Source organism: Flavobacterium sp. (assembly GCF_031409475.1).
Taxonomy (GTDB): domain Bacteria; phylum Bacteroidota; class Bacteroidia; order Flavobacteriales; family Flavobacteriaceae; genus Flavobacterium.
In genome coordinates this window covers 11669-38054 of the sequence record NZ_JANNXH010000044.1, presented here as the reverse complement: position 1 = coordinate 38054, position 26386 = coordinate 11669, and the positions used below count along the sequence as shown (strand labels likewise).

Genomic DNA, 26386 nt, shown 5'->3' with positions numbered 1-26386 from the left:
GCAACGTTTTTCAAATCCAGAACCAATTAAATCGAATTTAGTTATTTGGTTGTCCTTATTAGGAATCGTCGTTAACGGATTATCGGCTTTAATGCTCAAAAAAGATGCCGATCATAACTTGAATATGAAATCGGCCTATCTTCATTTGTTTACCGATATGATGGCATCTGTAGCGGTTTTAATAGGGGGAATTTTAATGAAATATTACCAATGGTTTTGGGTCGACAGTATAATGACTTTAATAATTGCAGTGTATTTAATTTTTGTTGGTTTTGATTTATTAAAATCATCTACAAAAATGTTAATGCTTTTTACACCTGAAAAAATTGATATAAAAGATATAGTTTTGGAAGTACATAAAATTCCTGGAGTGAATAAATTACACCACATTCATGTTTGGCATTTAAATGATGATGAATTGCATCTCGAAGCACATCTTGATTGTTCCGAAGACATAAAAATGAGTGAGTTTAATGAGTTGTTACAAAAAGTAGAAGCCGTTTTATTTGAACAATTTCAAATTAACCACATCAATATTCAACCCGAATTTAAAAAAGAAGATCCAAAAGATTTTATCGTTCAGGATTAATTTTAAATCGTAAAATTCCACAATGACCAACATACAATTTATCTCCAAGTCTGTTCAAACAGCAGTAATAAACATCCAAAAAACAGTAAAATTATTACAAGAAGATTGCACGATTACGTTTATTTCTCGTTATCGAAAAGATACCACAGGAAACCTAGACGAAGTGCAAATCGAACAAATCTCGAAACTTCAAACAGTTTATGAAGTCATTGTAAAAAGAAAAGAATCAATCTTAAAATCAATAGATGAACAAGGACAATTAATTCCAGAATTGAACAAAAAGATTCAAGAAAGTTTCGATTTGCAAGAGCTGGAAGATTTGTATTTGCCTTTCAAAAAGAAGAAAAAAACGCGTGCCGATGTGGCTCGAGAAAAAGGATTGGAACCTTTGGCCAAAATCATCCTTGCGCAAAATAATGATAATGTCGATTTTATTGCAACTCAATATTTAAATACCAAAGTTCTCAACGAAGACGAAGCTTTGCAAGGCGCAAGAGATATTATCGCGGAATGGATTAATGAAAATATTTACGTTCGGAAACAGTTGCGAAGACTTTATCAACGCAAAGCAGTTATAGAAACCAAAGAGGTTAAAAAGAAAAAAGAAATTTCAGCAACAAACCCTGTCAGAGTTCAAAACTCTGACAGGGTTGAAGATGATAGTAAAAAATATGAACACTATTTCGATTGGGCAGAACCACTAACTAAAGCACCATCACACCGATTATTGGCTATGTTACGTGCCGAATCCGAAGGTTTTGTAAAATTAAATGTTTCTGTAGAAAAACAAGAAGCGCTAGATTTTATAGAAGAAAATATTATAAAAAACGCTCGTTCTGAAAGCAAACCACATTTAGAATTAGCTATAAAAGACAGTTACAAACGCTTACTTGAACCAGCGATTTCTAACGAAGCTTTGCAAGAAGCCAAAGCCAATGCGGACGCCAATTCTATTCAGGTTTTTGCTAATAATCTTGGGCAATTATTATTGGCGCCACCTTTGGGAGAGAAAAGAATTCTTGCCATCGATCCAGGATTTCGTTCCGGTTGTAAAGTGGTTTGTTTGGACGAAAACGGGACATTATTATACAACGAAAACATTTATCCGCACGCGCCACAGAACGAAACCGCAATGGCGATGAAAAAAATTCGCTCCATGGTAAATGCGTATCAAATAGATGCCATTTCTATCGGAAACGGAACCGCCAGTCGCGAAACAGAGTTTTTTATTAAGAAAATTGCGTTCGATAAGCTAGTTCAGGTTTTTGTAGTTTCCGAAGCCGGAGCATCAGTTTATTCGGCTTCAAAAATTGCACGAGAAGAATTTCCTAATTATGATGTTACGGTTCGAGGTTCGGTTTCTATAGGAAGACGATTGTCTGATCCGTTAGCCGAATTGGTAAAAATAGATCCAAAAGCCATTGGCGTTGGTCAATACCAGCATGATGTTGATCAAACCAAACTCAAAGAAGAATTGGATAAAACCGTTATTCGTTGCGTGAATTCAGTAGGAATAAATATCAATACAGCAAGCAAACATTTGTTGAGTTATGTGAGTGGAATAGGCGAAAAATTAGCCGAAAATATTGTACAATACCGATCAGAAAATGGTCCTTTTACGGATAGAAAACAACTCAAAAAAGTACCGCGATTGGGCGACAAAGCCTATCAACAAGGCGTTGCTTTTATTAGGATTAAAGGCGGAAAAAATCCGTTAGATAATTCGGCAGTGCATCCCGAAGCGTATGTAATTGTCGAGAAAATGGCAAAGGATTTGAAGTTTACGGTTACGGAAATCATTGGAAACAAAGAAAAAATAACGTTAATAAAACCCGAGAATTATATCACGCCAGAGATTGGTTTGTTAACTTTAAAAGATATTATCAAAGAACTCGAAAAACCAGGTTTAGACCCAAGAAAAACGGCTAAAATTTTCGAGTTTGATGCCAATGTAAAAACGATTAAAGATTTAAAAACTGGAATGGTTTTACCTGGAATTGTCAATAATATTACCAATTTTGGTTGCTTTGTTGATATAGGAATTAAGGAAAGCGGTTTGGTTCACATTTCTCAACTCCGAGCGGGATTTGTGAGCGATGTGAACGAAGTGGTTAAATTACAAGAACACGTTCAAGTAAAAGTTACGGAAGTAGATGAAGAGAGAAAACGCATTCAGTTAACTATGGTTTTATAAAAACAGCTACCTTTGTTTTTATGAAAAAAGAAATAACCATAAACGACTTTTCTAAACATCTTTTTTGGGATGTGGATTTAAAGGGATTTGACCTTGAAAAGCACAAATCTCAACTAATACAAAAAGTTTTAGAATATGGATTTATTACTGACTGGAATTTATTAAAAGAACTTTATGGATTAAACACAATTCAAGAAGTTTCTTTAAATTTAAGAAGTCTTGATGCCGTAACGCTTTCTTTCCTATCCGCTATTTTTAATATCGACAAAACAGAATTTAGATGCTACAAACACAGACAGTTGTACCCGAACTTATGGAACTCTTAAAAAAAATTATGTCTGAAAAATTATTTTCAGATTTTAATTTAGTTGGAGGAACATCATTAGCGCTACAAATTGGTCATAGAAATTCAATTGACATTGATTTATTTGGAAATTCAGAAATTAATTCAGAATTATTTATTGAAAAACTTTCTGAATTTGGAGAAGTAAAAGTAGCACAAAGCACAAAAAACATTTTGATTACAAAAATCAATGAAGTTAAAGTGGATTTTGTAAACTATAAATATCCATTACTTTCAGAGTATTTGTTTATAGAAAACATTAGAATGCTTTCTACCAAAGATATTGCAGCAATGAAGCTAAACGCAATTGCAGGTAGAGGAAGTAAAAAAGATTTTATCGATTTGTATTTTTATTGAATGAATTTTCACTTGAAGATATTTTCACATTTTATGAAAAAAAATATAAAGACGGTTCAATTTTTATGGTACAAAAAAGTTTAACCTATTTTGAAGACGCAGATTATCAACAACAACCCAAAATGTTTCTCGATTTTAACTGGGAAACTTGCAAAGAAAAAATAATTGAAGAAGTTTTGAAGCTATAAAGAGATTGTTTTAGTTAAATTAGATTCTAAAAACGCTTTCAATTAACGATGGTTATTTAAGAAAAAAAATGTCCCGAATTATTTCGGGACATTTTTTATTTTGTTTCTTCTTCTTTTTTATCTGCAGGTTTATCATCTTTAGCAGCGTTTTTGAATTCTTTGATTCCGCTTCCCAATCCTTTCATTAATTCTGGAATTTTTTTTCCTCCAAACATTAATAATATTACTGCAATAATTAAAATTATTTCTGTCGCACCAAAACTTCCCATGTTACAATAGTTTATGCCGAAGCAAATTAGTATTAAATATAAGTACAAATGTAATTAGAATAACCTAATATTAATCTATATTGTTGAAATTATTTGGTTAAAAACACGTTAAAACATCAAATTTGTAAATTTTTTTTTATCAATAAAACCTTTAAACAGCCTGCATTTTTGAGGTATTATTTATTTATATTTGTAAAACATACGAATCAAATGTCAAAAAAAAGAACCAAAACAAAATCTATTCAAGATAAATTATACACAAAACGGAGGTTGGTTATTTTAAACGAAGATACATTTGAAGAAATTTTCTCGTTTAAATTGAATCTAATGAATGTTTTTGTTTCGGTGTCCATAAGCGCTATTTTATTAATAGCAATAACAACGGTTATTATAGCTTTTACGCCTTTAAGAGAGTTTATACCAGGTTATTCCTCTTCTAAACTTAAAAAGGATGCTACTGAATTGGCCTTAAAATCAGATTCTTTAACCTTAGCATTAAAAAAGAATGAAGTATATATCAAATCAATTCAAAAAGTGTTAACTGGCGAGTTAGAATATGCTAAATTTAATAAAGACTCTATCTTATCTTCGAGTCTAGATCAACAAGCTCAAGCAGATTTATCACCATCAAGCGAAGAATTAAAACTGAGAGAACAAGTAAATAAAGAAGAATCCAATTCTATACTAAACAAAGGAAAGGTGCAAAAAAAAGCAAAAAATAATCAGTAAATGTCAATAAAATCTATTGCTGCAAAACTATTTGCACAAAAAATAGTTATAAAAACGCAAGCTTGGTCAACACGACCGATTGAAACTCAAAAAAAAGTTTTTTTGCAATTAATACAACAAGCCAAGAAAACCCAGTTTGGTATTGACCATCAATTTGATACGATAAAAACGTTTGAAGATTTTGCAAATGCGGTTCCTATTCGAGACTACGAAGGACTAAAACCTTATATCGATAAAGTAGTTCAAGGGGAAGAAAACATGCTCTGGAAAGGCAAGCCGTTGTATTTTGCTAAAACTTCTGGAACCACATCGGGCGCAAAATATATTCCGCTTACAAAGGAATCTATGCCTTTTCATATCGAAGCGGCACGAAACGCTATCTTACATTATATTCATGAAACAGGAAACGCAGATTTTGTTGACGGTAAAATGATTTTTTTGCAAGGAAGCCCAATTTTAGAACTTAAAAACGGAATAAAATTAGGAAGATTGTCAGGAATTGTAGCTCATTTTATTCCAAAATACCTACAAAAAAACAGAATGCCTTCTTGGGAGACCAATTGTATTGAAGATTGGGAAACCAAAGTAAACGCCATTGTTGAAGAAACATTTGACCAGAATATGACAGTGATTTCTGGAATTCCATCTTGGGTTCAAATGTATTTTGAAAAACTTTCGCAAAAAGCCGCAAAGCCTGTGGGAGAAATTTTTAAAAACTTCAATTTATTCATTTACGGCGGAGTCAATTACGAACCCTATCGGGCCAAGTTCGAAAATCTTATAGGAAGAAATGTAGATTCGATAGAATTATTTCCCGCATCCGAAGGGTTTTTTGCCTATCAAGACACACAAAAAGAAAAGGGAATGTTGCTTTTGTTGAACGCCGGAATTTTTTATGAATTTATTAAAAGTGATGAATTTTATACCGATTCTGAATCCCAAAACTTCGGAACTGGACCTAAACGACATACCATTGGAGCTGTAGAATTGGGTGTAAATTATGTATTAATAATTTCTACAAATGCGGGACTTTGGGGATATAACATTGGCGACACCGTTCAGTTTACCTGCTTAAAACCGTATCGAATTATTGTTTCTGGAAGAATTAAACACTACATATCAGCTTTTGGAGAACATGTAATAGGCAAAGAAGTAGAGTGTGCCTTACAAGAAGCCATGGCAGGAACAACAATTAGTGTAAACGAATTTACCGTTGCACCACAAATAACACCAACTAATGGATTGCCATACCACGAATGGTTTATAGAATTTGATCCCGAAGCTTCGGGAGAACCAGAAAATCTAGAAGATTTTGCACTAAAAATCGACAATGCCATGCGCAAACAAAATGCCTATTATGACGATTTGATCGTGGGAAAAGTTTTAAGAAATTTGGTTATTTCCAAAGTTCCCAAAAACGGTTTCCAACACTACATGAAATCCATAGGAAAACTAGGCGGACAAAACAAAATCCCTAGACTTTCAAACGACAGAAAAATTGTAGATTTATTAAAAACGGAATAGAAAGATGCAAAATAAACGACTTGTTGCATTACTTTTTTTAATAAGTATTTCAGTTTCGGCACAAATAAAAGGCATCGTGAAAGATTCTGTTTCAGGAAAACCAATTCCGTTTGTAAACATTTGGGTAGAAAACGAAAACACAGGCTCAACATCCGAAGAAAACGGCACATTTAGCATTAACACAACAGAAAAAAGTAAAAATTTAATTTTTTCGACATTAGGATTTGAAAAGAAAATAATTAAAGCGACTCAAAATATTGAAGTATATTTAAAACCCATTGCTTATCAATTAGAGGAAGTTGTCATTTTAAAAAGGCTCGAAACTAAAGAAATAGAAATAGGAAGAACAAAAAACGAAACCTACCAAGCATTTGATAACGGACCAAAGATTGATGCTAAATTTTTTGCCTATTTTCCATCCTACAAAAAAACAAAACACCTAAAAAAAGTCTCTATTTATACTGACAATCGAGTTGAAAATGCAACTGCTAAAATCCATTTTTATGCCGTGGATACTAATGGTTTTCCGGGAAAAGAATTGCTTAACAAAGACTTTATTATTACGGTAAAAAAAGGCACTAAAATAAACACATTTGATGTAAAAGAATTTAATTTGCAAATGCCACAAAACGGAATCTTTGTAGGGTTTGAAAAATTATTAATTGAAAACAACAAAATTGAAAAGACTATTGTGGATTTGAATACAAGTAAAACACAATTAATTAAAACCTATTATCCTTTTGTACTTTATAATTTTGTAGAAAGAGAATTTTCATACACTTTTTCTGGTGGCAAATGGATAAGACAGACCAAACAAGAAAAGAACGATTCATCAAATAAATTAATGATTTATGAACCTGCAATTAATCTTATTCTGACCAACTAATTCATAAAAACCATACATTTGCAGGTTACAAAATAAAAATTAATAAAATGAGTCAGTAATGTAATAGAAAGTTTATGATTAATCTATAGACAAATTACATCTGATAAATGAAAAGGAATTAACAAAAACAAATGAAAGAGACTAAAAATATATCCAGATCAAGGGCACAAGAATCATCAGCAGCAATTGAAAAAATGTACATCACCATGCGTCATTTATTCAACAGGGGTTTTTATAAACCCATGGGAGTTTCTGGCGAAACATTACGAGAAGCATTACTTTCGTTACGTCCAGAAATCTATGGAAATATTGCCGAAGAAAAAGTAGAACTCAATGGACTTTTATATGTAATTGAACGCTTACCAACAGGAATTGAGGAATGTCGGTATATTAATTTAACTTCGGATGAAGGCTATTCAAAATCGCATTTTCAAGCCATAGTTCCACCAAAAAGAAGACGCAATTGTTATAGAATAGACGAGGAGCAAATGAATATTGAAATTACCCGTGGGCGATCTGATATTTATGATGTATTAACACACTTGACTTTTATTTTTATAGAATCCCATAAAATAAAAAACAGAGTTTTACTGGACGATACCGGCGAATTAACACGCGATTGGCTTAAACTTCAACAAGCCGCATTACAAACCAAAAAATTGTCGCAAACCGAAAAAGAGAAAGCAGTATCACACGCTGCAAACATTCTTGGACGCACTTTCGAAGAGGTTTTAGATATTTACGATGCCTTTGGTTCAACCACTCTACCGGATCGTTTTTTACATGTAATTTTTTGGTTGGGAAAATTAGCCATCGAAGAAATTGTGGACAATAATAAACGAACCATAACTTTTAGCCCTGTATTGAGAGAACGATTGGGACATCATATTCATGGCGAAATTTGGGCTACAAACATAAAAGATGTTTTAAAAGCAAACCAACTTCTTGACAGACCAATACACATCATTAGTGCCAACATGCACAGTGTTATGAATTCTATTTTTGCCACACAAGTCTTGAAAACAATCCCGAAGTATCGGGATAAGGACAAAACAGATTTCTTTATCTATGAAGAATTAAGTAAATCTGGCGCAGACGAACTTAGAAATCTAGTAGAAGTTGTAGCTTTAAAAAACGGGATGATTGCTCTACCAGATTCATCAGGAACTAATATTGATGTACAAATTTTTGATACTGCAAAAATAGATTTATCAAAAACGGCTTTCCCAACGGCGAAACTAGGCGATAAAAAGCCAGTTTTAATTGTTATGGATTATGCTTTTGGAGAGCAAGCTTATGAAACCATAGATGAGTTATTAAAACCCTATAAAAAAGACATCTTGTTAAATGTCGAATCCGTATCCATAATGGGAAAAGCGGGAATTCTTCAAGGAGAAAAAGGAGATATTATGATCCCTTCGGCACATATCAACGAAGGAACTGCAGACAATTATTTTTTCCATAACGAATTAACAGCCACAATGTTTGATGGTAATGACATTGCTGTTTTTGCAGGTCCAATGGTTACTGTGCTAGGAACATCGTTACAAAACAAGGATTTATTAAAGTTCTTTCACGATTCGACTTGGGGAGTTATTGGTCTCGAAATGGAAGGAGCTTATTACCAAAAAGCAATACAGTCCGCTTCAAAAATTAGAAAAAGCATCAATCCAGATGTTAAGGTACGATATGCTTATTATGCATCGGACAATCCATTAGAAACAGGAAGTACTCTGGCTTCAGGAGGATTGGGAACAACAGGGGTAAAACCTACGTATTTGATTACAATTAAGATATTGGAACAAATTTTCAACACACAAAAATAAAAGGAAATGACAACAAAGGCAAACCAAAATCAAGAGGATCAGGAAATTGATTTAGCTCAAATATTAAAAAGCACCTCTAATTTTTTTCAAAAAATAAACACTTCATTATATAATTTAATTCAGTTTTTTATAAAAAATTGGATTATAACTACAATTTTAATAGTAACAGGATTTGGAATTGGTATGTATCGAGACAAAACAAAAAAGGTGTATAACCAGCAAATTACGGTAACGCCAAATTTTGGAAGTACGGATTATTTATATTCCAAAATTGACTTGATTGAATCAAAAATTAAATCAGGAGACACGGTTTTTTTAAAAGAAATTATTGGTCTAAAAAATCCAAAGCGAATAAATAAAATTGAAATCGAACCAATTTATGACGTTTATAAATTTATAGAAAACAAGCCAGACAACTTTGAGTTGATTAAATTAATGGCAGAAGATGGAGATATAAAAAAGATAATAGAAGACGACTTAACTAGTAAAAACTACACTTTTCATAAAATAAGCTTCACAACGGATAATTTAATCACCGATACCGAAATGGTTCAGCCTTTATTGAAGTTTTTAAACCAAACAGAGTATTACACTCAAATTCAAAAAGAAGTTATAAACAATGTTAAAGTTAAGATAGTTCAAAACGATTCTATAATTGCTCAAATAAATGGGTTTTTAAGCGGTTTTTCAAATACGGTAAACAATTCACAAAGGAATGATAAATTGGTATATTATAACGAAAATACCCAACTCAATGATGTAATTAAAACTAAAGAGGCGTTAATTAGGGAGCAAGGTTTTCATAGAATAGATCTAGTAGGACTCAAAAAAGTTATTAAGGACAATAATACACTACTCAATACAGAAAAAATTAATTTTATAAGTAAAGGTTCAAAATTTTTGTTGCCCATTATTTTTATATTTATGTTTCTTATCATTGTTTCTTTTAAAAGGTTTTATAACAAGCAAAAAACGTTAGCTAATTTAAAATAATTAATTTAATCAAAGCACAAAGTCATTAAAGCAAAACAGGTTACAAAAAATAATAAAACCAACATAAGCGTTTTCAAAACAATAAAAAATGAATTTCATTTCTAAAAATTTATTGGGTTGTTATATAATCGAGCCCAAAATCATCTATGATGAAAGAGGCTATTTTATGGAAAGCTTCAATACAAATCTTTTTCAAGTAGGAATTGGGCAACCTGTTCACTTTATTCAAGACAACCAATCTTTTTCAAAAAAAGGAACATTACGAGGGTTGCATTATCAAACGGGAGTTCACGCACAAGCAAAATTAGTAAGAGTACTTGAAGGAGAAGTTCTTGATATTGCAGTGGATATTAGACCTAATTCTGCAACATTTGGTCAGTACATTTCGGTTATACTTTCTGGCGAGAATCAAACGCAGCTTTTTATCCCAAAGGGATTTGCACATGGATTTGTGGTGTTGAGTAATACAGCCACTTTTTTTTATAAGTGTGATAATTTTTATAATAAAAATTCCGAAGGAGGCATTATTTACAGCGATCCAGAAATCAACATAGACTGGCAATTTCCCATAAACCAGATAATCGTTTCCGAAAAGGACCAACAATTACCGACACTCGAAAAAGCACGAAAAGTATGGTAGTATTGGTCACAGGAGCAAACGGACAATTGGGACAATCTATTGCGCTTGTTGCCAATAATTATCCTAGCATACAATTTAAATTTTTTGATTATAAATCGCTAGACATAACCAATAAAAAAAAATGTCAAGAAGTTTTTGCTAAAATAAAGCCACACTATTGTATCAATACCGCAGCGTATACCGCAGTTGATAAAGCCGAAAGCGAATCAGAAAAAGCCCAAATAATCAATGTTGATGGCGCTAAAAATATTGCTGAGGTGTGCAAAGAACACGATACCATATTGTTGCATATTTCGACAGATTTTGTTTTTGATGGAAGCAAAACAACGCCTTACACAGAAAGAGACAGCCCAAATCCACAAAGTGTTTACGGTCAAACTAAATTAGACGGCGAAAAAGCAATTCAGGAAACTCTAAACAATTATTTTATCATTAGAACTTCTTGGGTTTATTCCCAGTTTGGGCATAACTTTATGAATACCATATTGCGATTGTCGTCAGAAAGAACCTCACTAAGCATTGTCAACGATCAAATTGGGACACCAACCAATGCCGTTGATTTAGCGGAAGCTATTTTGAAAATAATCACTTCAAACATCCAAAATCCGGCTTCTAACTATGGTATATATAATTTCAGCAATGAAGGGCAATGCAGTTGGTATGATTTTGCCCAAAAAATACTCGAAAAACATAACATAAACATTAATTTACATCCTATTCCAACTACAAGTTATCCAACACCAGCTCAAAGACCCAAATACAGCGTATTGAATAAAAGCAAGATCAAAACTATTTTTGGCATTGAAATTAAAACTTGGGAAAAAAGTTTAGAAACGGTTGTAATTTAAACTAGGGTTTTTGCGTTTCAGTTATTTGAAAAGCTCTAAAAAAGAGCTAATTCTAATAAAAGAGCTAAATTTGCACCAATAAAAAATCTAAATAATGAAAAAATATTTGCTTATATTTTGTTTCGCTTTGTCAATCAACTGCGGTTTTTCGCAAATAAAATCAGGAGAAAAATTAGTATTTGCAGCCTCGTATAATATGAGTGGATTAATGACTCAATTAGCTCAAGTAACGATGGAAACCGAAACAATCAAAACCTCTAAAACCTCCTATTTGCATTTGAGCTGTCAAGCAACCACTTTCAGCAAATGGGATTCCTTTTTTAAAATTAGAGATTTATATGAATCGTATGTTCATCCGTTGACGTTGAAACCAAGTTTATATAAGCGAAACATCAACGAAGGAGGATATACAAAGACGGAGAAGTACGTTTTTAAAAAGGACGGCAAAACAGTAACGAGTACTTCAAAAAAACGAAACAAACCCGAAACCAATTCTATATTCACCATTGGAAATTCGACCCAAGACATTGTCACACTTATTTATAAATTAAGAACTGTTGATTTTAAAAACTTTAAAAACGGTCAAACTAGATCGTTTGTGATTGTTTTTGATGAAAAAGAAATACCAGTTGTTGTAAAGTTTATGGGAAAGGAAACTATTTCAGCTGGGAGTTTAGGAACCAAAGAATGTTATAAATTGTCAATTGGAGCTAGGACAAAGGTTTTAAAAGGAAAAGACCAAAACATCATTTGGCTTACTGCCGACACGCAAAAAATCCCTGCTTTAATCAAATTTAGCATTCCAGTAGGAACTGGACAACTCAAACTAGCAAGCGCATCTGGAATTTAAAACAAATATTATGAGACAATTATTTTTAGTTATAGCAAGTATTTTCACTATTTTGAGTGTTATATTTGCTTTTTTGCCTTTAGGGACTTTAGCTTTTATCCCAATTGGGATTGCGCTTATTTTTGGATTTTTAACTTTAAAAAAATCAGATATGAGACAGTCTAAATGGGTCAAACTATTTTTAGTAATCACAGTTTTATCGTTATTAATCGTTGTTGGAAAAGCAATTTTCATTACCGATGCAGTTGAAACAGATCAACAATTTGACACCCAAAAACGAGAGTCCAAAAATGAAGCACAAAAGGAGTTAGAAGATTTGGAGTAGGTTTAATTTGTATTTGATTCAGAATTGTAATACGTAAAGAATAAGAGACTAAAATAAAAAAGTCCATAATGTCTATAAAAAAAATCTTCTGTAAAGCATAAAATAAATATATTAATCATACCAAGACTTAAAATAAATACATCCTGCCTTATAATAGAAACAATAATTTTAAATACATAAAATAGGTAAAGGATTAATCCAAAAACACCGCTTGACAAAAAAATGTATAAATAATAATTATGAGATAAATAGGTTTCATTTTTATAAAAATCAGAGCCATAATTGTTTTTAAAGCACGTTTTTAATTCCTCTCCCAAATTTTCGAACCCAACACCAAATAAATAATGGTCTTGGGCTAAATTATAGCAGCATTTGTAAATTGAAACTCGAATGTTGGTAGAATCGTAAGCAAGCCCATTTGGAGCGGTATTATAACTATCGATAATTTCTTTAAATCTGTTTTTTACACCTGGAATAGAAAAGGAGAAAATAATTACAGTTAATATCAGAAAAAAAGAAGCAGAAATTTTTTGTTTTGTGGTATACGGTGATCGAAAAAGCATCATATAAAATAATAATAATATGATCATTATGATGTTTATTTTTACCAAAAGCATAAACGTAATTATCACAAAAACAGCTAAATATATAAGTTCAAGATATTTTTTTTGTTTCAATATTTTTTCAAAAGAAAAAGCGGTACTTAATACAACTATTGCCGTGAAGTAGGTTGGATGTATTTTAAAAAAAGAAACTTCATTATACACGAAATCTCTAAACTTTGGAATCTCATATTTAAAAACAAAAAAATCCGAGAAATTATATTTGTATAGGAAGCCAACGATGTAACTAATTGCAATAATGAAACAGGTGTTCTTTACTATTTCTAGATAAAAGATTATTTTTTCTTTACTAAAATGTATTTTCGGGATATATGAAAATGTTATAGGAAATAACAAGAAAAACAATCCATTATTTATTGGGATTAAAGTTTTTGGATTTGAAAAATCAATATGAGTAAATAATATTAATATCCAAAATGGAATTGTAAACAATAGAACTTTACGGGTTTTAAATTTAAATTTTTTGGACGAAATAGTGTATATAATGGTGTTTAAAATCAATAAAATCAAAAGCAAACTAGATATACTTTCTTTAAAAATCGGAAAAGTAAACAGTGCTGGGATTATTATATAAAAAAAGCTTTCGGTTTTATTTTTCATGAAATACGGATTGTATTTTTTGTTCCACACTATTAAAAATTTCGTTTTCTGAATATTGATTTAACACAAATTCTCTAGCATTATTCCCTTTTTCAATTCGTATTTTTTCGTTATTTTTAAGAAGAATAATTGTTTCAAATATGGTATTTATAGCATCGTTGTCAAAATAATATCCTCCATTTGATTTTTCAAATATTTTAGCAACTTCTGAATCTTTATTTCCTGTAACAATTGATGGTTTTTCACTTGCCATCATCCCTAATAATTTAGATGGCATTAAGGAATCTATGACATTTGTTTTTTGAAATAAAAAATGAACATCGGCTGAACAAAGCAGGTTAGACAATTCGCTATATTTGACTAAAGGATAAAAATGAACAAACAAATATTTTTTCGATTTTTCTTTTAAAGTCTCTAAATAACTTCCGCTTCCTACAATAATTATTTCTATATTATCATTTATATTTATGCAGGAACAAATTTGCTCAAAAATATTCCAGTCTTGTTTTTCACCAATATTTCCAGAGTAAAGCAACGTAAATTTATCGGGATTGATGTAGTTGTGTTTCCTAAAATTAGCTGGGTTTATGGTTTCTGCATCAACCCAATTTGGGAAATAAAATATATTTTTAACAGTTGACTTTGTTTTTAATTTATTAAGCATCGTATAACTTATGCTACTCACCACGGCAGCTTTATTTAGTATAAAGGATTCTGATTTAAAAACACTTTTTTTTATCATTTGGGTCCAAAAATTAGTAGGCTTTAAAATTCCCGACTCAAAAGCTAAATCAAATTCAAAGTCCTGAATATGAATCCAAAGTTTAGATTTAGTTCTTTTTGACAATAAATAACCTGCAAAACATGACAACGTAAAAGGAATAATACAAATTACTAAATCAGATTTTTTAACCTTCCAAGAGTTGATTATTGTTCCATATAAAACACTTAATAATAGAAGAATTCTACCAATAAAATTAACTTTTTTTGGAACATACTGCTTGTGTCTAAATATTTCAATTTCGTTAAAAGTTTCTTTATAAAAACTAGGAAGCAAAGCATACTTTTTATTAATCTTCCATTGAGGATAATATGGAAAACCTGCAATAACAGTTACCAAGTAGCCTTTAGAGATTAAAAATTCTGCAAACTGAGTGCTATATAACCCTATTGCGGAATCTTCAGGATAAAAATTAGTAGAAATTAAAGTGATATTTTTTTTATCGGACATTTAAAGGTAACATTTATCAACAAATATACTATTATGCGATTAAAAAGTAGTGTTTTTTTTTCTCCAACAAAAAAATATGATACATTTGCAAAGTAAAAAATTGAAAATAAAATGAAAAAAATAGTATTATTATTTATTGGGAGCATCTTATTAATGTCCTGTGGTGGTGACAAAAAAACGAATAACAGCGAAGCAAGTATAGTTGAAAACGAAAATAATGATAAGTATATTATTGATATTGAAGGTGTTTTTGAAAAAAATGACAGTCTAGTAGTTTTTTACCAGAGAGAGAATTATTTTAATTATGACGATCCTATTAGCGTAAAAATAATTGGATCTCCTGTGATGCAAAAAACCAGCATAAACCTCCCTGAGGGTATTGTTGTGGAGAACGTTAAGATTACCATTAGCACAAATAAAGAGCAAGGTTCTTTAACTATTAAAAACATTTCTATTAAAAACAATAAATTATTAGTTGTTGATGGAGATAATGGTAAACATTCAGAATATTTTTCTACAGACGAATCTTTTTCTTGGGATGATGTAAAATCAAGATATATTTTAAATCATGATAAAAAATATCCACCAAGTCTCATAGGTAAAGAAACTTTAATTTCATTATTAGTTAAATAATTTATAATTATATAGAAAGACGAGGTTTTATTTTATAAAATCTCGTTTTTTTTTGTGGTAAGAAATAAATAGGTTTTTATTATGAAAATACTTTTAGATAATATTATTTATGATAAATGCCAAAACGGAGGTGTATCAAATTACTGGTTTGAATTATCAAAATTTTTATTATCAAAACAGGATTTTAATAATGAATTGTTTTTTTATGAAGATTATTTTAAAAACATCAATTTTCATCGAAAACAGTTAGATATTCCAACTCAAAACTTAATCACAAACAACACATCGAGATTTGTTTTACAAGCCAGAATTTCGGAAATTAAAATAGACATAAACGATTTTTTTCTATTTCATTCCAGTTATTACAGGGTTTTACAAACTAAGGTAAAACATGTAGAGATTGCTACAGTACATGATTTCACACATAATTTTTACGCTAGTTTTTTAAAAAGAAAATTACACAATGCTCTAAAGTATAAATCTATTAGAAATTCAAACGGAATCATTTGTATCTCTAACAATACTTATAAAGATTTAAAACAATTTTGTCCTCCCAGTAAAAATCAAAAAGTAGTTGTTATTCACAACGGAGTAAGCGATGATTTTTTTCAGATTCAAGAGGTGAAACAATTTCATATCGATTTTTTAAACACCTATCATTTACAACAAGGCTATCTTTTATATATAGGAAGTAGGACAAGCTATAAAAATTTTTCATTTATAATTTCTCTTTTAAGTGAGACTTCAAATTTTCGATTAGTTGTTGTAGGAGAGAGTTTTAATAAAAGTGAAATTTCAATATTGAATAAAAAAGGGTTGTTACAACGAATAGTTTTAATTAATAATATTAACAATACAGGTCTAAATATTTTGTACAATTTTGCCCATGCTTTTATATATCCTTCTAGTTATGAAGGTTTTGGAATCCCAATAATTGAAGCAATGAAAGCGGGATGTCCTATTATGGCATTAAAAAACTCGTCAATTACTGAAATTGCCGATAATGCAGGAATTCTATTCGATAAAATGGAGGTACAAGATTTTAAAAATGCACTTACAAAATTGTCCTTTAATGATTTTAGAAATGATCAAATAGCGTTAGGTCTTGATCAATCTAAAAAGTTTAGTTGGACAAAGTGTTGTGAAGAGACCTATTCTTTCTATAAAGAAAATTATTTTATATAATTTGGATTAGTAATTTTTACATCATTTGCATTCTTGTAATAGGAATAAAACAACCATATAAAGAAAAACAGCTCTGGCGGGAAATAATGCCCATCTCGGAATAGTTTTAGTAAGAAATATATAAAAATTCCTTGCGCAAAATATAGTTCGCTTGTATTAAAACACCTGTACGCTCTACTTATAAAAAACAGTATTAATACTAAGCCAATAATTCCTAACTCGGATATAATCCTAACAAACATTGAATTTGCGTCAGTTGCATTACTGCTCTGAAGATCTTGTTTTACAAGATATACAGGAGGATTTATTAGATGTAGGTATTTTTTTTTATGCATATATACATGACTTCCAATTCCGCTTCCAATAGGATGTTCAGTAACATTTGTTTTTGCTACAAATAAATTACTTAATAGGGAATAAGAACTCAAATTGGCATTTTCTTTAAAATTCCCTGTGTTAATTGCGTTTAAGGATTCGACAGTATCATCAACTCTAAGTTTTAAAAAGGTATATTCGTTATAGATATAATAAAAAGTTCCAATTACAAAAGGAAGAATGGCGATAAAACTAAAAAAGCGCTTGTAATTAAGATTAGGTATAATAAACATGAGCGCACAACCAATATAACCCAATGAAGAATTTGATAAAATAAGAGTGCCAAATATAACGGCAAAAAGCAAATATTTTTTAATTTTTAAATAGTAATAACAAGCAGGAATAACTACAATAGCATAATGAGCGGGTTCTTTAAAAATACTCTGTAAGCGACCATCATTTAAGTTTATTTCTAAAAAATACATTGGATAACCAATAATCGCTACGATCAAACTTATCTTTAAATATACTTTTAAAATATCATTTAATTTAAATAGTGTAATAAAGTTATAGTAATATATACTAATAATTGTTATTCCAATTAACTGAGCAAGCATATAGTTTATGGGAACGCCTATTATTGAATTAACAATAATTCCGTGAACAAAAAGCGCTACAATGATGTAATTAAAATATTTATGGATAATGATTTTTTTTTGATGTAGAAATAATAAATAGTAATTAATGCAAATTATTAAATACAGCAATTTCCAATCAATAATATAATTAAAGAAGAATGCTTCTGTAAATATGGCAAATACAGAAGAATAGAGCAAGTATTTTTTTATTGAAATTTTCATCAATGGATTACTTATAAAACCAAATATACGAATGATTTGGGTTTTGATTTATATATTTTCTCCCTTGAAAAATGATAAAATCAGTTTTTTGATTGTTTGCAATGATGGCATCAATATTTTCTGTGTTTTGAGGAATTCCACTAGTACAATTATTTACGTTTACAGCAACGATTTTAATAGGGTAATAATAAAAATTATACAACAAAGGATATTCCCAATCCGATAACATCAAACCTATTTTAGTAGAATTATTTGAATAAATAGCACCCAAAACTTCGGAATATTCACCATAAAGATGTGGTTGATTCGAAAAATATTTCTTAAAGCGATTGTCTAGTAAGTGAATGTTCTTAGTATATTCTCTATTTGTAGAAATTGGTCTAGTATTGTTGTAAACAAAATAAAAATAAAAACTGAACATCATTAAAGGAATACTTGCAAGCACAATATATTTAAACCATTTGGATTGATTTGCCGCAACAGTAATTAGCACTACCGAAAGCATAAAAATTGGAATATGAAGTCGTGTGTGCCACGGTTGCCATTTTAAATAGCCAACGAATAAAACCAGTTGCGCTATTATAATTAAACCCAGTAATAGCTGTTTTTTATTTTCTTTTAGATTTTTAAAACGATTGAAACCAAGAGCAAAAAACGATAGTAAAATCAAAAAAAAGTGAATTACATTAGGCGCACAATCTTCGTTAGTGTTAATTTTTATTGCGCCTTCATAGGGTATTCCATAATAATTTGTTTCGGGGTTATTTACAGGAATACTTATCTTTTTATGAATTCCTTTTATTAATGAATCTGCTTCGGCTTGAATGGGATAACCCAAATGCAAACCAGCATTTTTTAGAAAATTAGAAAGGAAAAGGGTTCCATTCATTTTTTCGTTGGAGTATGCTTTAGCTTCGGTTTCATCAATATTTAATACATTTCTATTAATCTTGAAATTTCGGGAGTAATGACCAAGATTTATTAAAAAAACTATCAACAGCGTAATGCAACCATTTAGCAGGGGTTTTATTTGTTTTGTTTTAATTATTTTAAAAAGGATAAATAGCGCCAATAACAGCAGAATTGGAGTAAGAAAAATATACGCAGTACCTTTAGTCAATAAGCCTAGGCCAACAGTAAGTCCAAGAAAAACAAAGTTTTTTAATTCAGATTCATAATAGGATTTACACGAAAAGTATATTGCTGTAATGATAAAAAAACCACAAACGATATCATTCTTAGTTGTTGATGATTGTAACTCAACAGCTGGAATTGTTAGTATTAAAAATGCCACCAATAATTTATAAAACCGTGATACTTTAAAATAATCAAGCAAAGACCAAATAGAAATTATAGAAAAAACTAGAAACAACCACTGTACGCTATTTGATAAATAATCATTTCCGTTCAAGAGGTTTAAATGCAATATAAAATATTCAGCAAAAGGAGGTTGATATAAATGGCGCAGAATATGTGAAGGAAAATGAGCTACAGACTCATTGCTTAACCAATACATTATGCGTGACATGTGGTAAGTTAATGAATCCCAATTGTTTGGAGGATATATTATTCCTTGAAAAAGCAAAAGTAATAATCCAAAACTAATAAACCCAACAAGCGTTTTTTCGTAAAAACTAAATGATTTATAACACTGAAAAAGCAATGATTTATACTGTTTCAAAACAAAGAGAGTTAATTTTTTGTTTCGAAATAAAATAGTGCAAAGCATCAATGAAAATAGTGTCCAACACACGGCAACAGAGACTAAATTTAATGATTTGAAGAGGCTCAAAGACTCAGTAATCAAAACAATAAAAAAAGAAAAAAGTAGGGTTGTCGCTAAAATGGTTTCTTTTAGATTTTTAACAAAATTTAATTTTGCTATAACCATCAATAATAACAAGTAACAAAAAAGAATAAACATATTACTTAATTTTTAGAAACCCATATTTCAAAATACAATAAATAGCTCTAAAACCATCTTTCCAACCTATTTTCTTCCCTTCTTCATACGTTCTTCCATAGTAAGAAATACCCACTTCATAAATTCGAATTTTAGGAACTCGAGCAATTTTCGCTGTAACCTCTGGCTCAAAACCAAATCTGTTCTCTTTTAGAGAAATAGACTGAATAATTTTAGTATTAAATAATTTGTAACACGTTTCCATATCGGTAAGATTCAAATTAGAAAACATATTAGATAAAGTTGTTAGAAATTTATTTCCAATAGTATGCCAAAAAAATAGTATGCGATGTGGATTTCCTCCCATAAAACGAGAGCCATAAACAACATCTGCAAATCCAGCTAAAACAGGCTTCAACAATAAATTATATTCCTCGGGATCGTATTCTAAATCAGCATCTTGAATGATTAAGAAATCGCCTGTTGCCTTCTGTATTCCGGTATGCAACGCTGCACCTTTTCCTTTGTTAACTTCGTGTTTAAAATATTGAATGTTAACACCTTGATTATTTGACATGTACTTTATAATAGCTTGGTCGGTATCATCTTTTGAGCAATCATTTACAATGATAATTTCTTTTTCGATATTGTTTTCTAAAACAACATTTTTTACTTTATCAAGAATCAAATGAATAGTTGGGCCTTCATTGTATGCGGGAATAATTATCGAAAGTTTGTTAAGATTCATAAGTTACAAATTATTTATTTTTATAAAACACACCATCTACCTCTAATTGCTTCCCTGTTTTTTTGTCATAAAAGCCGTTTTCAATTGCTAAAAGATGAAATCCTAAATTATTTAATTTTGTTTTCATTTTATCAAAGGTGATTGTACCTCTGTAAGAAGGAACAAAAGCCATTTCAATTTGTATTCCTTTTACTAAATCTAGTGATTTTTCTGCTCCAAGTAAAACCATTTCTTCGTATCCTTGAGTGTCAATTTTTAGATAAACAGTTTTGTTTTTTAAATTTAAATCCTCAAAAATACTGTCTAGTTTTCGTATTTCGATAGTTTCTTTTTCAATAAATTTTGCTTCTGGTGCGCTGTCTGTAAGTTGCGGAAGGTTTTCTAACAGCGAACTGCTCACAGAGTTTTTGGCAATGTTTATGGTAGCTTGACCATCTCGTTCCCCGAGTGAATAATTATAGACTTTCCAGTTGGCATCTTTCGATGCGTTTTTTTCTAATTTCTTAAATGCTTTTTTCATGGGTTCAAACGAAATAATTTCGCCCGTGAATCCCAGATTTCTCATATCGCCACCATACTGACCTATGTTTGCGCCAATGTCAAGAATGACATCAATATTATGATGTTTCAGCAAAGCAATCCTTCGGGAAAGCTCATCAGTTGGGTATTTTGTGATTTCAATACCAAGAGCAGTATTAAAAAAGCGCTTGATTTTAAGCAACGTACTTTTGTTGTTATGTATAAGTTTATTCATTTTTCTTTAGGTTTGAAACAATTTTATAAGCTTCTACGGGTTGCACAATACTCCAGACTATAAGGCATGAAGCAGAGGACAAAACAACACTCGCTATTCCGAAATCTAATTTTATAAATAAATAAGACAACGGAATTTTTAATAGAACACTCGTTGCTAAAAGTAATAAATAACTTCGTAGATTTCCTATTCCGTTAAAAAAGTAACTGTAAAAAGTGGTAAATATTCTCAAAGAGGTCATTATTGCTACTGTAATTAATAAAAATTGAGGAACTACAAAATCATTACCAATCCATATTTTCATAATAGGTTTTGCAATCAAAACACAAAGCAACATTCCAATTAACACGACGAGATAAAAATAATTAAATTTCCGGAAACTCATTTTGAGCCAAATGTCATTTTTTTCGAGATAGTTTTTAGTAAATAACGACCACAAAGGCGCCATTCCGGCCATTAAAATCATTAAAGGAAACTGGAAATATTTAGTAACAATTTCATAAGGAACAATCTCTTTTGGACCAAAAAAATAGGCTAGAATATAATTATCCGAAGAAAATAAAAACAGCATACCAACCTGAATCAACATGTATTTAACACCTAAAGTATAAATGCTATTCAAATGTGTTTTGGGCGTTTTCTCTTTTGTAAAAAGACAAATTTTCTCTGTTTTAAACAAATAGAAAGTGTATAAAACATTCACGATTATGCAAACAATCCCATTGATGCAGCTGATTAAATAGAGTTTAGACTCTGCTTTTAATTCAGGAAACAAAAATAGAGGAATCATTATAAACAGCAGAAAAAATAGCTGATTAACAGCGATGGATTGTTCGGCAAATTTACCTTTATGAACGCTAACAAACAATGCTTTGTGGGTATTTAAAATAAAATTGACACAGAAAAAGAAAATATTCAGCAGAAAAAGTTTGGTAACAAAAGCCGATTCAAACGAGATGTTTAAAAACGAACCCACATCAAAAAAGAGAAATAGAACAGTAAACAGCAAGAAAATACCCAACGCAATAAAACAACAAATAACATAAGTAGATTTTATGTAGGCATTTATTAAACTACTGTTTTCGGAATGGCACAACTCAGGGATTTTAGTTTTTAATACGCTAGACAACCCAAAATCCATTAATAAAACCCATTGAAAAAGCGTAAAAACTAAAATCCAAACACCATAATTTGTACTGCCTAGATAATGAATAAGAAGCGGTATAGAAACAAATAGAGCAACTCCAGAAACCGCTTTATAAAAAGCACTCATAAAAAGATGATTCTTTAATAAGAGTTTAAGTCGATGCATTTTTTGTAGTTATAATTTATAATATTGAAGTGCAAATATAATTTTATAAAAAGTAAATCTCGTTCTTTGCTTGAGAATTTCTAATTTGTTTTTTATACCTTGCAAACATAAAATTATCTTATGAAAAGAATTCTCATAACGGGAGCAGCAGGGTTTCTGGGCTCACACCTTTGTGATCGTTTTATTGCCGAAGGCTATTATGTTATTGGTATGGACAACCTTATTACGGGTGATTTAAAAAACATAGCCCATTTATTCAAATTGGAGAATTTCGAATTTTACCACCATGATATTACAAAATTTGTTCATATTCCAGGTGAGTTAGATTATATTCTGCATTTTGCCTCACCAGCAAGTCCAATAGATTACTTGAGAATCCCAATTCAAACCCTCAAAGTAGGTTCACTAGGAACACACAATTTACTGGGTTTAGCCAGAGTAAAAAAAGCTAGAATACTTATTGCATCCACTTCCGAAGTTTACGGTGATCCATTAGTTCACCCACAAACCGAAGAATATTATGGCAATGTAAACACCATTGGACCAAGAGGTGTTTATGACGAAGCCAAACGTTTTCAGGAATCAATAACTATGGCGTACCACACTTTTCATGGTGTCGAAACCAGAATTGTTCGAATTTTTAATACCTATGGACCAAGAATGAGACTCAATGACGGTCGTGTTATTCCGGCTTTTATAGGCCAAGCCATTCGAGGCGAAGATTTAACCATTTTTGGCGATGGCATGCAAACCCGTTCCTTTTGTTATGTAGACGATCAAGTAGAAGGTATTTTTAGACTGCTACATTCGGATTATATTTTACCGGTTAATATTGGAAACCCAGACGAAATCACCATCAAAGATTTTGCAGACGAAATCATAAAGCTAACAGGAACAAACCAGAAAGTAGTTTATTTTCCTTTGCCCATAAACGATCCTTTGCAACGTCAACCAGACATCACAAAAGCAAAAGAAATTTTAGGTTGGACCGCAAAAGTTTCAAGAGAAGAAGGCATGAAAATAACCTACGAATATTTTAAATCATTGTCTACAGAAGAACTATTAAAAGAAGAGCACAAAGACTTTTCTAAGTATATAATTTAGTGAAAACCAAAACAGGAAGATACTCCGGCTATATTCGCCCTTTTTCATACATGATTGATTTAATCATCATCAATGTATTGGCTTTTTATTTATCACAATCGTATGATCAAGAGTTTTTTTACCATGTTTTTATAAGTTTAATTTGGTTTATTATTGCTGCAAATTTAGGTTTTTATGAAGTATACCGCTATACCAGAGTAATTTCTATAGTAAATTGTACTTTGAAACAAGGACTGCTTTTTTCCTTATTTTGCCTGGTATTTGATTTATTTTATGTTGAATATTCCAATTCCGAGAAAATATTTTCACTTATTTCATTCACGATATTAGTAATTTTGCTAATCAAATTATTTATTTATTATTTTTTAAGAAAATACAGAGTTTTATTTGGAGGAAATTTTAGATCAGTAGTTTTATTAGGCAACAACAAAAGGATAAATCCTCTTAGACTTTTTTTTATAGAAAATCCAGATTACGGATACCAATTAGTCAAAGTATTTCACCTTGAAAGCAATAAAAAAGCAAAAATCGAAGAGTGTCTTGCTTTTGTTTTAGAAAACAAAATCAACGAAATTTACTGCTCCATTGCCGACTTATCAAACAGCCAAATTACCGATATAATTGATTTTGCCGACAATAATTTAAAAACTTTAAAATTCATCCCAGACGAAAAACAAATACTTTCTCGAAATTTTAAGTTTGAATATTATGATTATATACCCGTAATTTCTTTGAGAAATATTTTACTAGATGAGAATTTAAATAAAGGAATAAAACGCGTATTTGACATTGTGTTTTCAATATTAATTATTGTTGGAGTTTTGTCATGGTTAACCCCAATTCTAGCCTTACTTATCAAACGAGAATCAAAAGGACCTTTGTTTTTTATTCAAAGACGAAACGGGTTGAACTATCATGAATTTGACTGTTATAAATTTAGATCTATGGAATTGAACGCAATTGCAGACTTGAATCAGGTTTCCAAAAACGATGTTCGAATTACCAAAATTGGTAAGTTTATGCGCAAAACCAGTATCGACGAGTTGCCACAATTTATAAATGTTTTATTTGGAGAAATGTCAGTTGTTGGACCAAGACCACACATGGTGAGTCATACCGAGATGTATGCTTTAAAAATAGATAAATTTATGGTGCGTCATTTTATAAAACCCGGTATCACTGGACTTGCACAAACCAAAGGATATCGAGGAGAAGTAGAAACCGATAATGATATTATAAATAGAGTAAAGTATGATATTTACTACATGGAAAACTGGTCTATCTTATTAGATTTAAAAATCATTTTCAACACTATTTTCAACACCTTAAAAGGAGATAAAAAAGCCTATTAAAACACCCCTTTTTCAATTAAATCTTTTATTTGTAAGTCCAGATTAAAAACTTTTTTAGATTGATAAAAAGCTGCTTTTTTCATCAAACCAAGTTCGTTTTTATCTAATTTAGAAATCGAAACTAACTTTTCATTCAAATCTTCAAAATTTCCAACTTGGGCAATCCAACCCAAATTATTTTCCAAAACAATGCCTTCGCCTTCGCCACCACCAAAATATAGTATAGGAAATCCAAGCGAACCATATTCAAATATTTTTGAAGGAACAGAACCGTAAATTCTAGTTTTAAGCGGCACAATAGCAATGTCGAAACCTTTGAGTTTTTCGTGTAAATCTTTTCGTTCTAGCATGCCATGAAAGAAGATTTTTTGTGCTGGTTTCGATTGAATTACGGCCTCAATTTGGCTTTTTTCAGCACCATCGCCCAAGAGGTGTAATTCGATATTGAGACCTTCTAATTTTATTTTTTCGCACAGTTCCAAAACACCTTGTGCAACTCCTAGAAGTCCTGCATAAAACAGTTTTATAGGCTGTTTTTCGGTTGTCTCAAAGTCTATTTCAGCGACTTGATGATCAGGGAAATTACGGTACAAATACACTTTTTTTTCATGAAAAAAGGAATGAATGTGCGACATTATTTCTTTTGATTGCCCCAAAACAAGCGCTGCTTTTTTATAAATAAAGCGTTCCATAAACAACGAAGCTTTATGCGAAAAACTATCTTTTTTTAACGCTTTCAATTCAATTGCTGCCAATGGCCAAAGGTCAGAAACATTCAAAATAATTTTTTTCTGCTTCATTGAAAGCACTAAAACCGAAACAAACGATAACAATAATGGCGGCGATTGGACCACAACTTTTTGTGGTGTTTTTGTGAACATCAAGTAGAAAAATAAACTCAATGAAAACGACAATACTGACACGATTCTAACCAAGAGATTTTGGCTCACACTCGGATAAATCCAAAGTCGTTTCACGGTAATATTTTCTCTATTTTCAGTAACCCAGAATTTGCCTTTGTATTCTGGAAACAATTCGCCTTTTGGATAATTTCCTAACGGGCAAACTACCGAAACGGTGTAATTATTCTGGCGTAATTTCAACGCTAACTGTTCAATTCTATTTGCAGCAGCGCCTTTTTCTGGCGGATAATAATTTGATATGATGAGGATTTCTTTCATGTATGCTGAACTTGTTTCAGTATC

General features: G+C 30.8%; 26 protein-coding genes. 17 read left to right on the top strand and 9 right to left on the bottom strand.

Translation table 11 applies throughout. The features are described 5' to 3' along the window. The 4 genes from RMO53_RS08595 to RMO53_RS08580 form a co-directional block, all read left to right on the top strand. Positions 1 to 589: cation diffusion facilitator family transporter (locus RMO53_RS08595; protein WP_310379685.1), on the top strand; the 589-nt coding region annotated here is incomplete at its 5' end. A 22-nt stretch (positions 590 to 611) separates the two neighbouring features. After that, a complete protein-coding gene (locus tag RMO53_RS08590) occupies positions 612 to 2783 on the top strand; it encodes a Tex family protein (protein ID WP_310379683.1) in 2172 nt (723 codons plus the stop codon). Positions 2784 to 2803: 20 nt separating this feature from the next. Beyond that, positions 2804 to 3109, top strand: a complete 306-nt coding sequence (locus RMO53_RS08585; RefSeq protein ID WP_310379682.1) for a DUF6922 domain-containing protein — start codon at positions 2804 to 2806, stop codon at positions 3107 to 3109. Beyond that, the gene (locus RMO53_RS08580; RefSeq protein WP_310379681.1) at positions 3064 to 3483 is read left to right on the top strand and encodes a nucleotidyl transferase AbiEii/AbiGii toxin family protein; all 420 of its coding nucleotides are present in this window, start codon (positions 3064 to 3066) and stop codon (positions 3481 to 3483) included. Before RMO53_RS08585 ends, RMO53_RS08580 begins: the two co-directional genes overlap by 46 nt. Before the next feature lie 283 nt (positions 3484 to 3766). On the opposite strand, the gene tatA is transcribed toward RMO53_RS08580, so the two are convergent. Beyond that, positions 3767 to 3940 (bottom strand): twin-arginine translocase TatA/TatE family subunit, encoded by a 174-nt coding sequence (gene tatA, locus RMO53_RS08575; protein WP_310379680.1) that lies wholly within the window; start codon positions 3938 to 3940, stop codon positions 3767 to 3769. 210 nt (positions 3941 to 4150) lie between these two features. On the opposite strand from tatA, the gene RMO53_RS08570 reads away from it, so the two are divergent. The 9 genes from RMO53_RS08570 (at position 4151) to RMO53_RS08530 (ending at position 12561) form a co-directional block, all read left to right on the top strand. After that, positions 4151 to 4669, top strand: a complete 519-nt coding sequence (locus RMO53_RS08570; RefSeq protein WP_310379678.1) for a peptidase — start codon at positions 4151 to 4153, stop codon at positions 4667 to 4669. After that, entirely contained in the window at positions 4670 to 6193 is a 1524-nt protein-coding gene (locus RMO53_RS08565; protein WP_310379676.1) for a GH3 auxin-responsive promoter family protein, read from the top strand. It abuts the gene before it with no gap. Between the two features lie 4 nt (positions 6194 to 6197). Next, a complete protein-coding gene (locus RMO53_RS08560) occupies positions 6198 to 7079 on the top strand; it encodes a carboxypeptidase-like regulatory domain-containing protein (protein WP_310379674.1) in 882 nt (293 codons plus the stop codon). A 131-nt stretch (positions 7080 to 7210) separates the two neighbouring features. Next, the gene (locus tag RMO53_RS08555) at positions 7211 to 8905 is read left to right on the top strand and encodes a DUF6909 family protein (RefSeq protein ID WP_310379672.1); all 1695 of its coding nucleotides are present in this window, start codon (positions 7211 to 7213) and stop codon (positions 8903 to 8905) included. Between the two features lie 6 nt (positions 8906 to 8911). Continuing rightward, on the top strand, positions 8912 to 9898 hold the full coding sequence (locus RMO53_RS08550) for a hypothetical protein (protein WP_310379670.1): 987 nt from the start codon (positions 8912 to 8914) through the stop codon (positions 9896 to 9898). 88 nt (positions 9899 to 9986) lie between these two features. Continuing rightward, complete coding sequence (gene rfbC, locus RMO53_RS08545) at positions 9987 to 10538, top strand: dTDP-4-dehydrorhamnose 3,5-epimerase (protein WP_310379668.1); 552 nt, start codon at positions 9987 to 9989, stop codon at positions 10536 to 10538. Further along, a complete protein-coding gene (gene rfbD, locus RMO53_RS08540) occupies positions 10532 to 11386 on the top strand; it encodes a dTDP-4-dehydrorhamnose reductase (RefSeq protein ID WP_310379666.1) in 855 nt (284 codons plus the stop codon). Before rfbC ends, rfbD begins: the two co-directional genes overlap by 7 nt. A 94-nt stretch (positions 11387 to 11480) precedes the next feature. Further along, positions 11481 to 12236 carry a DUF3108 domain-containing protein gene (locus RMO53_RS08535; RefSeq protein ID WP_310379664.1) on the top strand — a complete coding sequence of 252 codons (756 nt, stop codon included), beginning with the start codon at positions 11481 to 11483 and terminating at the stop codon, positions 12234 to 12236. 10 nt (positions 12237 to 12246) lie between these two features. Then, positions 12247 to 12561, top strand: coding sequence for a hypothetical protein (locus RMO53_RS08530; RefSeq protein ID WP_310379663.1), 315 nt, complete (start codon positions 12247 to 12249; stop codon positions 12559 to 12561). Positions 12562 to 12563: 2 nt separating this feature from the next. Here RMO53_RS08530 and RMO53_RS08525 read toward each other — a convergent pair whose 3' ends face one another. Both RMO53_RS08525 and RMO53_RS08520 read right to left on the bottom strand, forming a co-directional pair. Next, on the bottom strand, positions 12564 to 13784 hold the full coding sequence (locus RMO53_RS08525) for an O-antigen ligase family protein (RefSeq protein WP_310379661.1): 1221 nt from the start codon (positions 13782 to 13784) through the stop codon (positions 12564 to 12566). Next, positions 13774 to 15015 (bottom strand): glycosyltransferase, encoded by a 1242-nt coding sequence (locus tag RMO53_RS08520; protein WP_310379659.1) that lies wholly within the window; start codon positions 15013 to 15015, stop codon positions 13774 to 13776. Before RMO53_RS08520 ends, RMO53_RS08525 begins: the two co-directional genes overlap by 11 nt. A gap of 111 nt (positions 15016 to 15126) precedes the next feature. On the opposite strand from RMO53_RS08520, the gene RMO53_RS08515 reads away from it, so the two are divergent. Then, complete coding sequence (locus RMO53_RS08515; protein ID WP_310379658.1) at positions 15127 to 15648, top strand: hypothetical protein; 522 nt, start codon at positions 15127 to 15129, stop codon at positions 15646 to 15648. Positions 15649 to 15729: 81 nt separating this feature from the next. Then, positions 15730 to 16833 carry a glycosyltransferase family 1 protein gene (locus RMO53_RS08510; RefSeq protein WP_310379657.1) on the top strand — a complete coding sequence of 368 codons (1104 nt, stop codon included), beginning with the start codon at positions 15730 to 15732 and terminating at the stop codon, positions 16831 to 16833. Here RMO53_RS08510 and RMO53_RS08505 read toward each other — a convergent pair. The 5 genes from RMO53_RS08505 to RMO53_RS08485 all read right to left on the bottom strand — a co-directional run bounded on the left by RMO53_RS08505 (position 16821) and on the right by RMO53_RS08485 (position 22725). Then, positions 16821 to 18008 (bottom strand): O-antigen ligase family protein, encoded by a 1188-nt coding sequence (locus RMO53_RS08505; protein WP_310379656.1) that lies wholly within the window; start codon positions 18006 to 18008, stop codon positions 16821 to 16823. The genes RMO53_RS08510 and RMO53_RS08505 overlap by 13 nt on opposite strands. A 7-nt stretch (positions 18009 to 18015) precedes the next feature. Next, on the bottom strand, positions 18016 to 19689 hold the full coding sequence (locus RMO53_RS08500; RefSeq protein ID WP_310379655.1) for a glycosyltransferase family 39 protein: 1674 nt from the start codon (positions 19687 to 19689) through the stop codon (positions 18016 to 18018). Between the two features lie 244 nt (positions 19690 to 19933). Then, a complete protein-coding gene (locus tag RMO53_RS08495; RefSeq protein ID WP_310379654.1) occupies positions 19934 to 20659 on the bottom strand; it encodes a glycosyltransferase family 2 protein in 726 nt (241 codons plus the stop codon). Between the two features lie 10 nt (positions 20660 to 20669). Further along, positions 20670 to 21413 carry an FkbM family methyltransferase gene (locus RMO53_RS08490; RefSeq protein WP_310379653.1) on the bottom strand — a complete coding sequence of 248 codons (744 nt, stop codon included), beginning with the start codon at positions 21411 to 21413 and terminating at the stop codon, positions 20670 to 20672. Then, complete coding sequence (locus tag RMO53_RS08485; RefSeq protein WP_310379652.1) at positions 21406 to 22725, bottom strand: MATE family efflux transporter; 1320 nt, start codon at positions 22723 to 22725, stop codon at positions 21406 to 21408. The genes RMO53_RS08490 and RMO53_RS08485 overlap by 8 nt, the downstream gene beginning before the upstream one ends. Before the next feature lie 120 nt (positions 22726 to 22845). Between RMO53_RS08485 and RMO53_RS08480 the strand changes: the two genes are divergently transcribed. Further along, on the top strand, positions 22846 to 23829 hold the full coding sequence (locus tag RMO53_RS08480; RefSeq protein ID WP_310379651.1) for an SDR family oxidoreductase: 984 nt from the start codon (positions 22846 to 22848) through the stop codon (positions 23827 to 23829). Further along, positions 23829 to 25181, top strand: a complete 1353-nt coding sequence (locus tag RMO53_RS08475) for an exopolysaccharide biosynthesis polyprenyl glycosylphosphotransferase (RefSeq protein WP_310379649.1) — start codon at positions 23829 to 23831, stop codon at positions 25179 to 25181. Before RMO53_RS08480 ends, RMO53_RS08475 begins: the two co-directional genes overlap by 1 nt. Here the strand turns inward: RMO53_RS08475 and RMO53_RS08470 are convergent. Further along, positions 25178 to 26362, bottom strand: a complete 1185-nt coding sequence (locus RMO53_RS08470) for a glycosyltransferase family 4 protein (protein WP_310379647.1) — start codon at positions 26360 to 26362, stop codon at positions 25178 to 25180. The two genes, RMO53_RS08475 and RMO53_RS08470, sit on opposite strands and share 4 nt — an antisense overlap. Positions 26363 to 26386 lie beyond the last annotated feature (24 nt).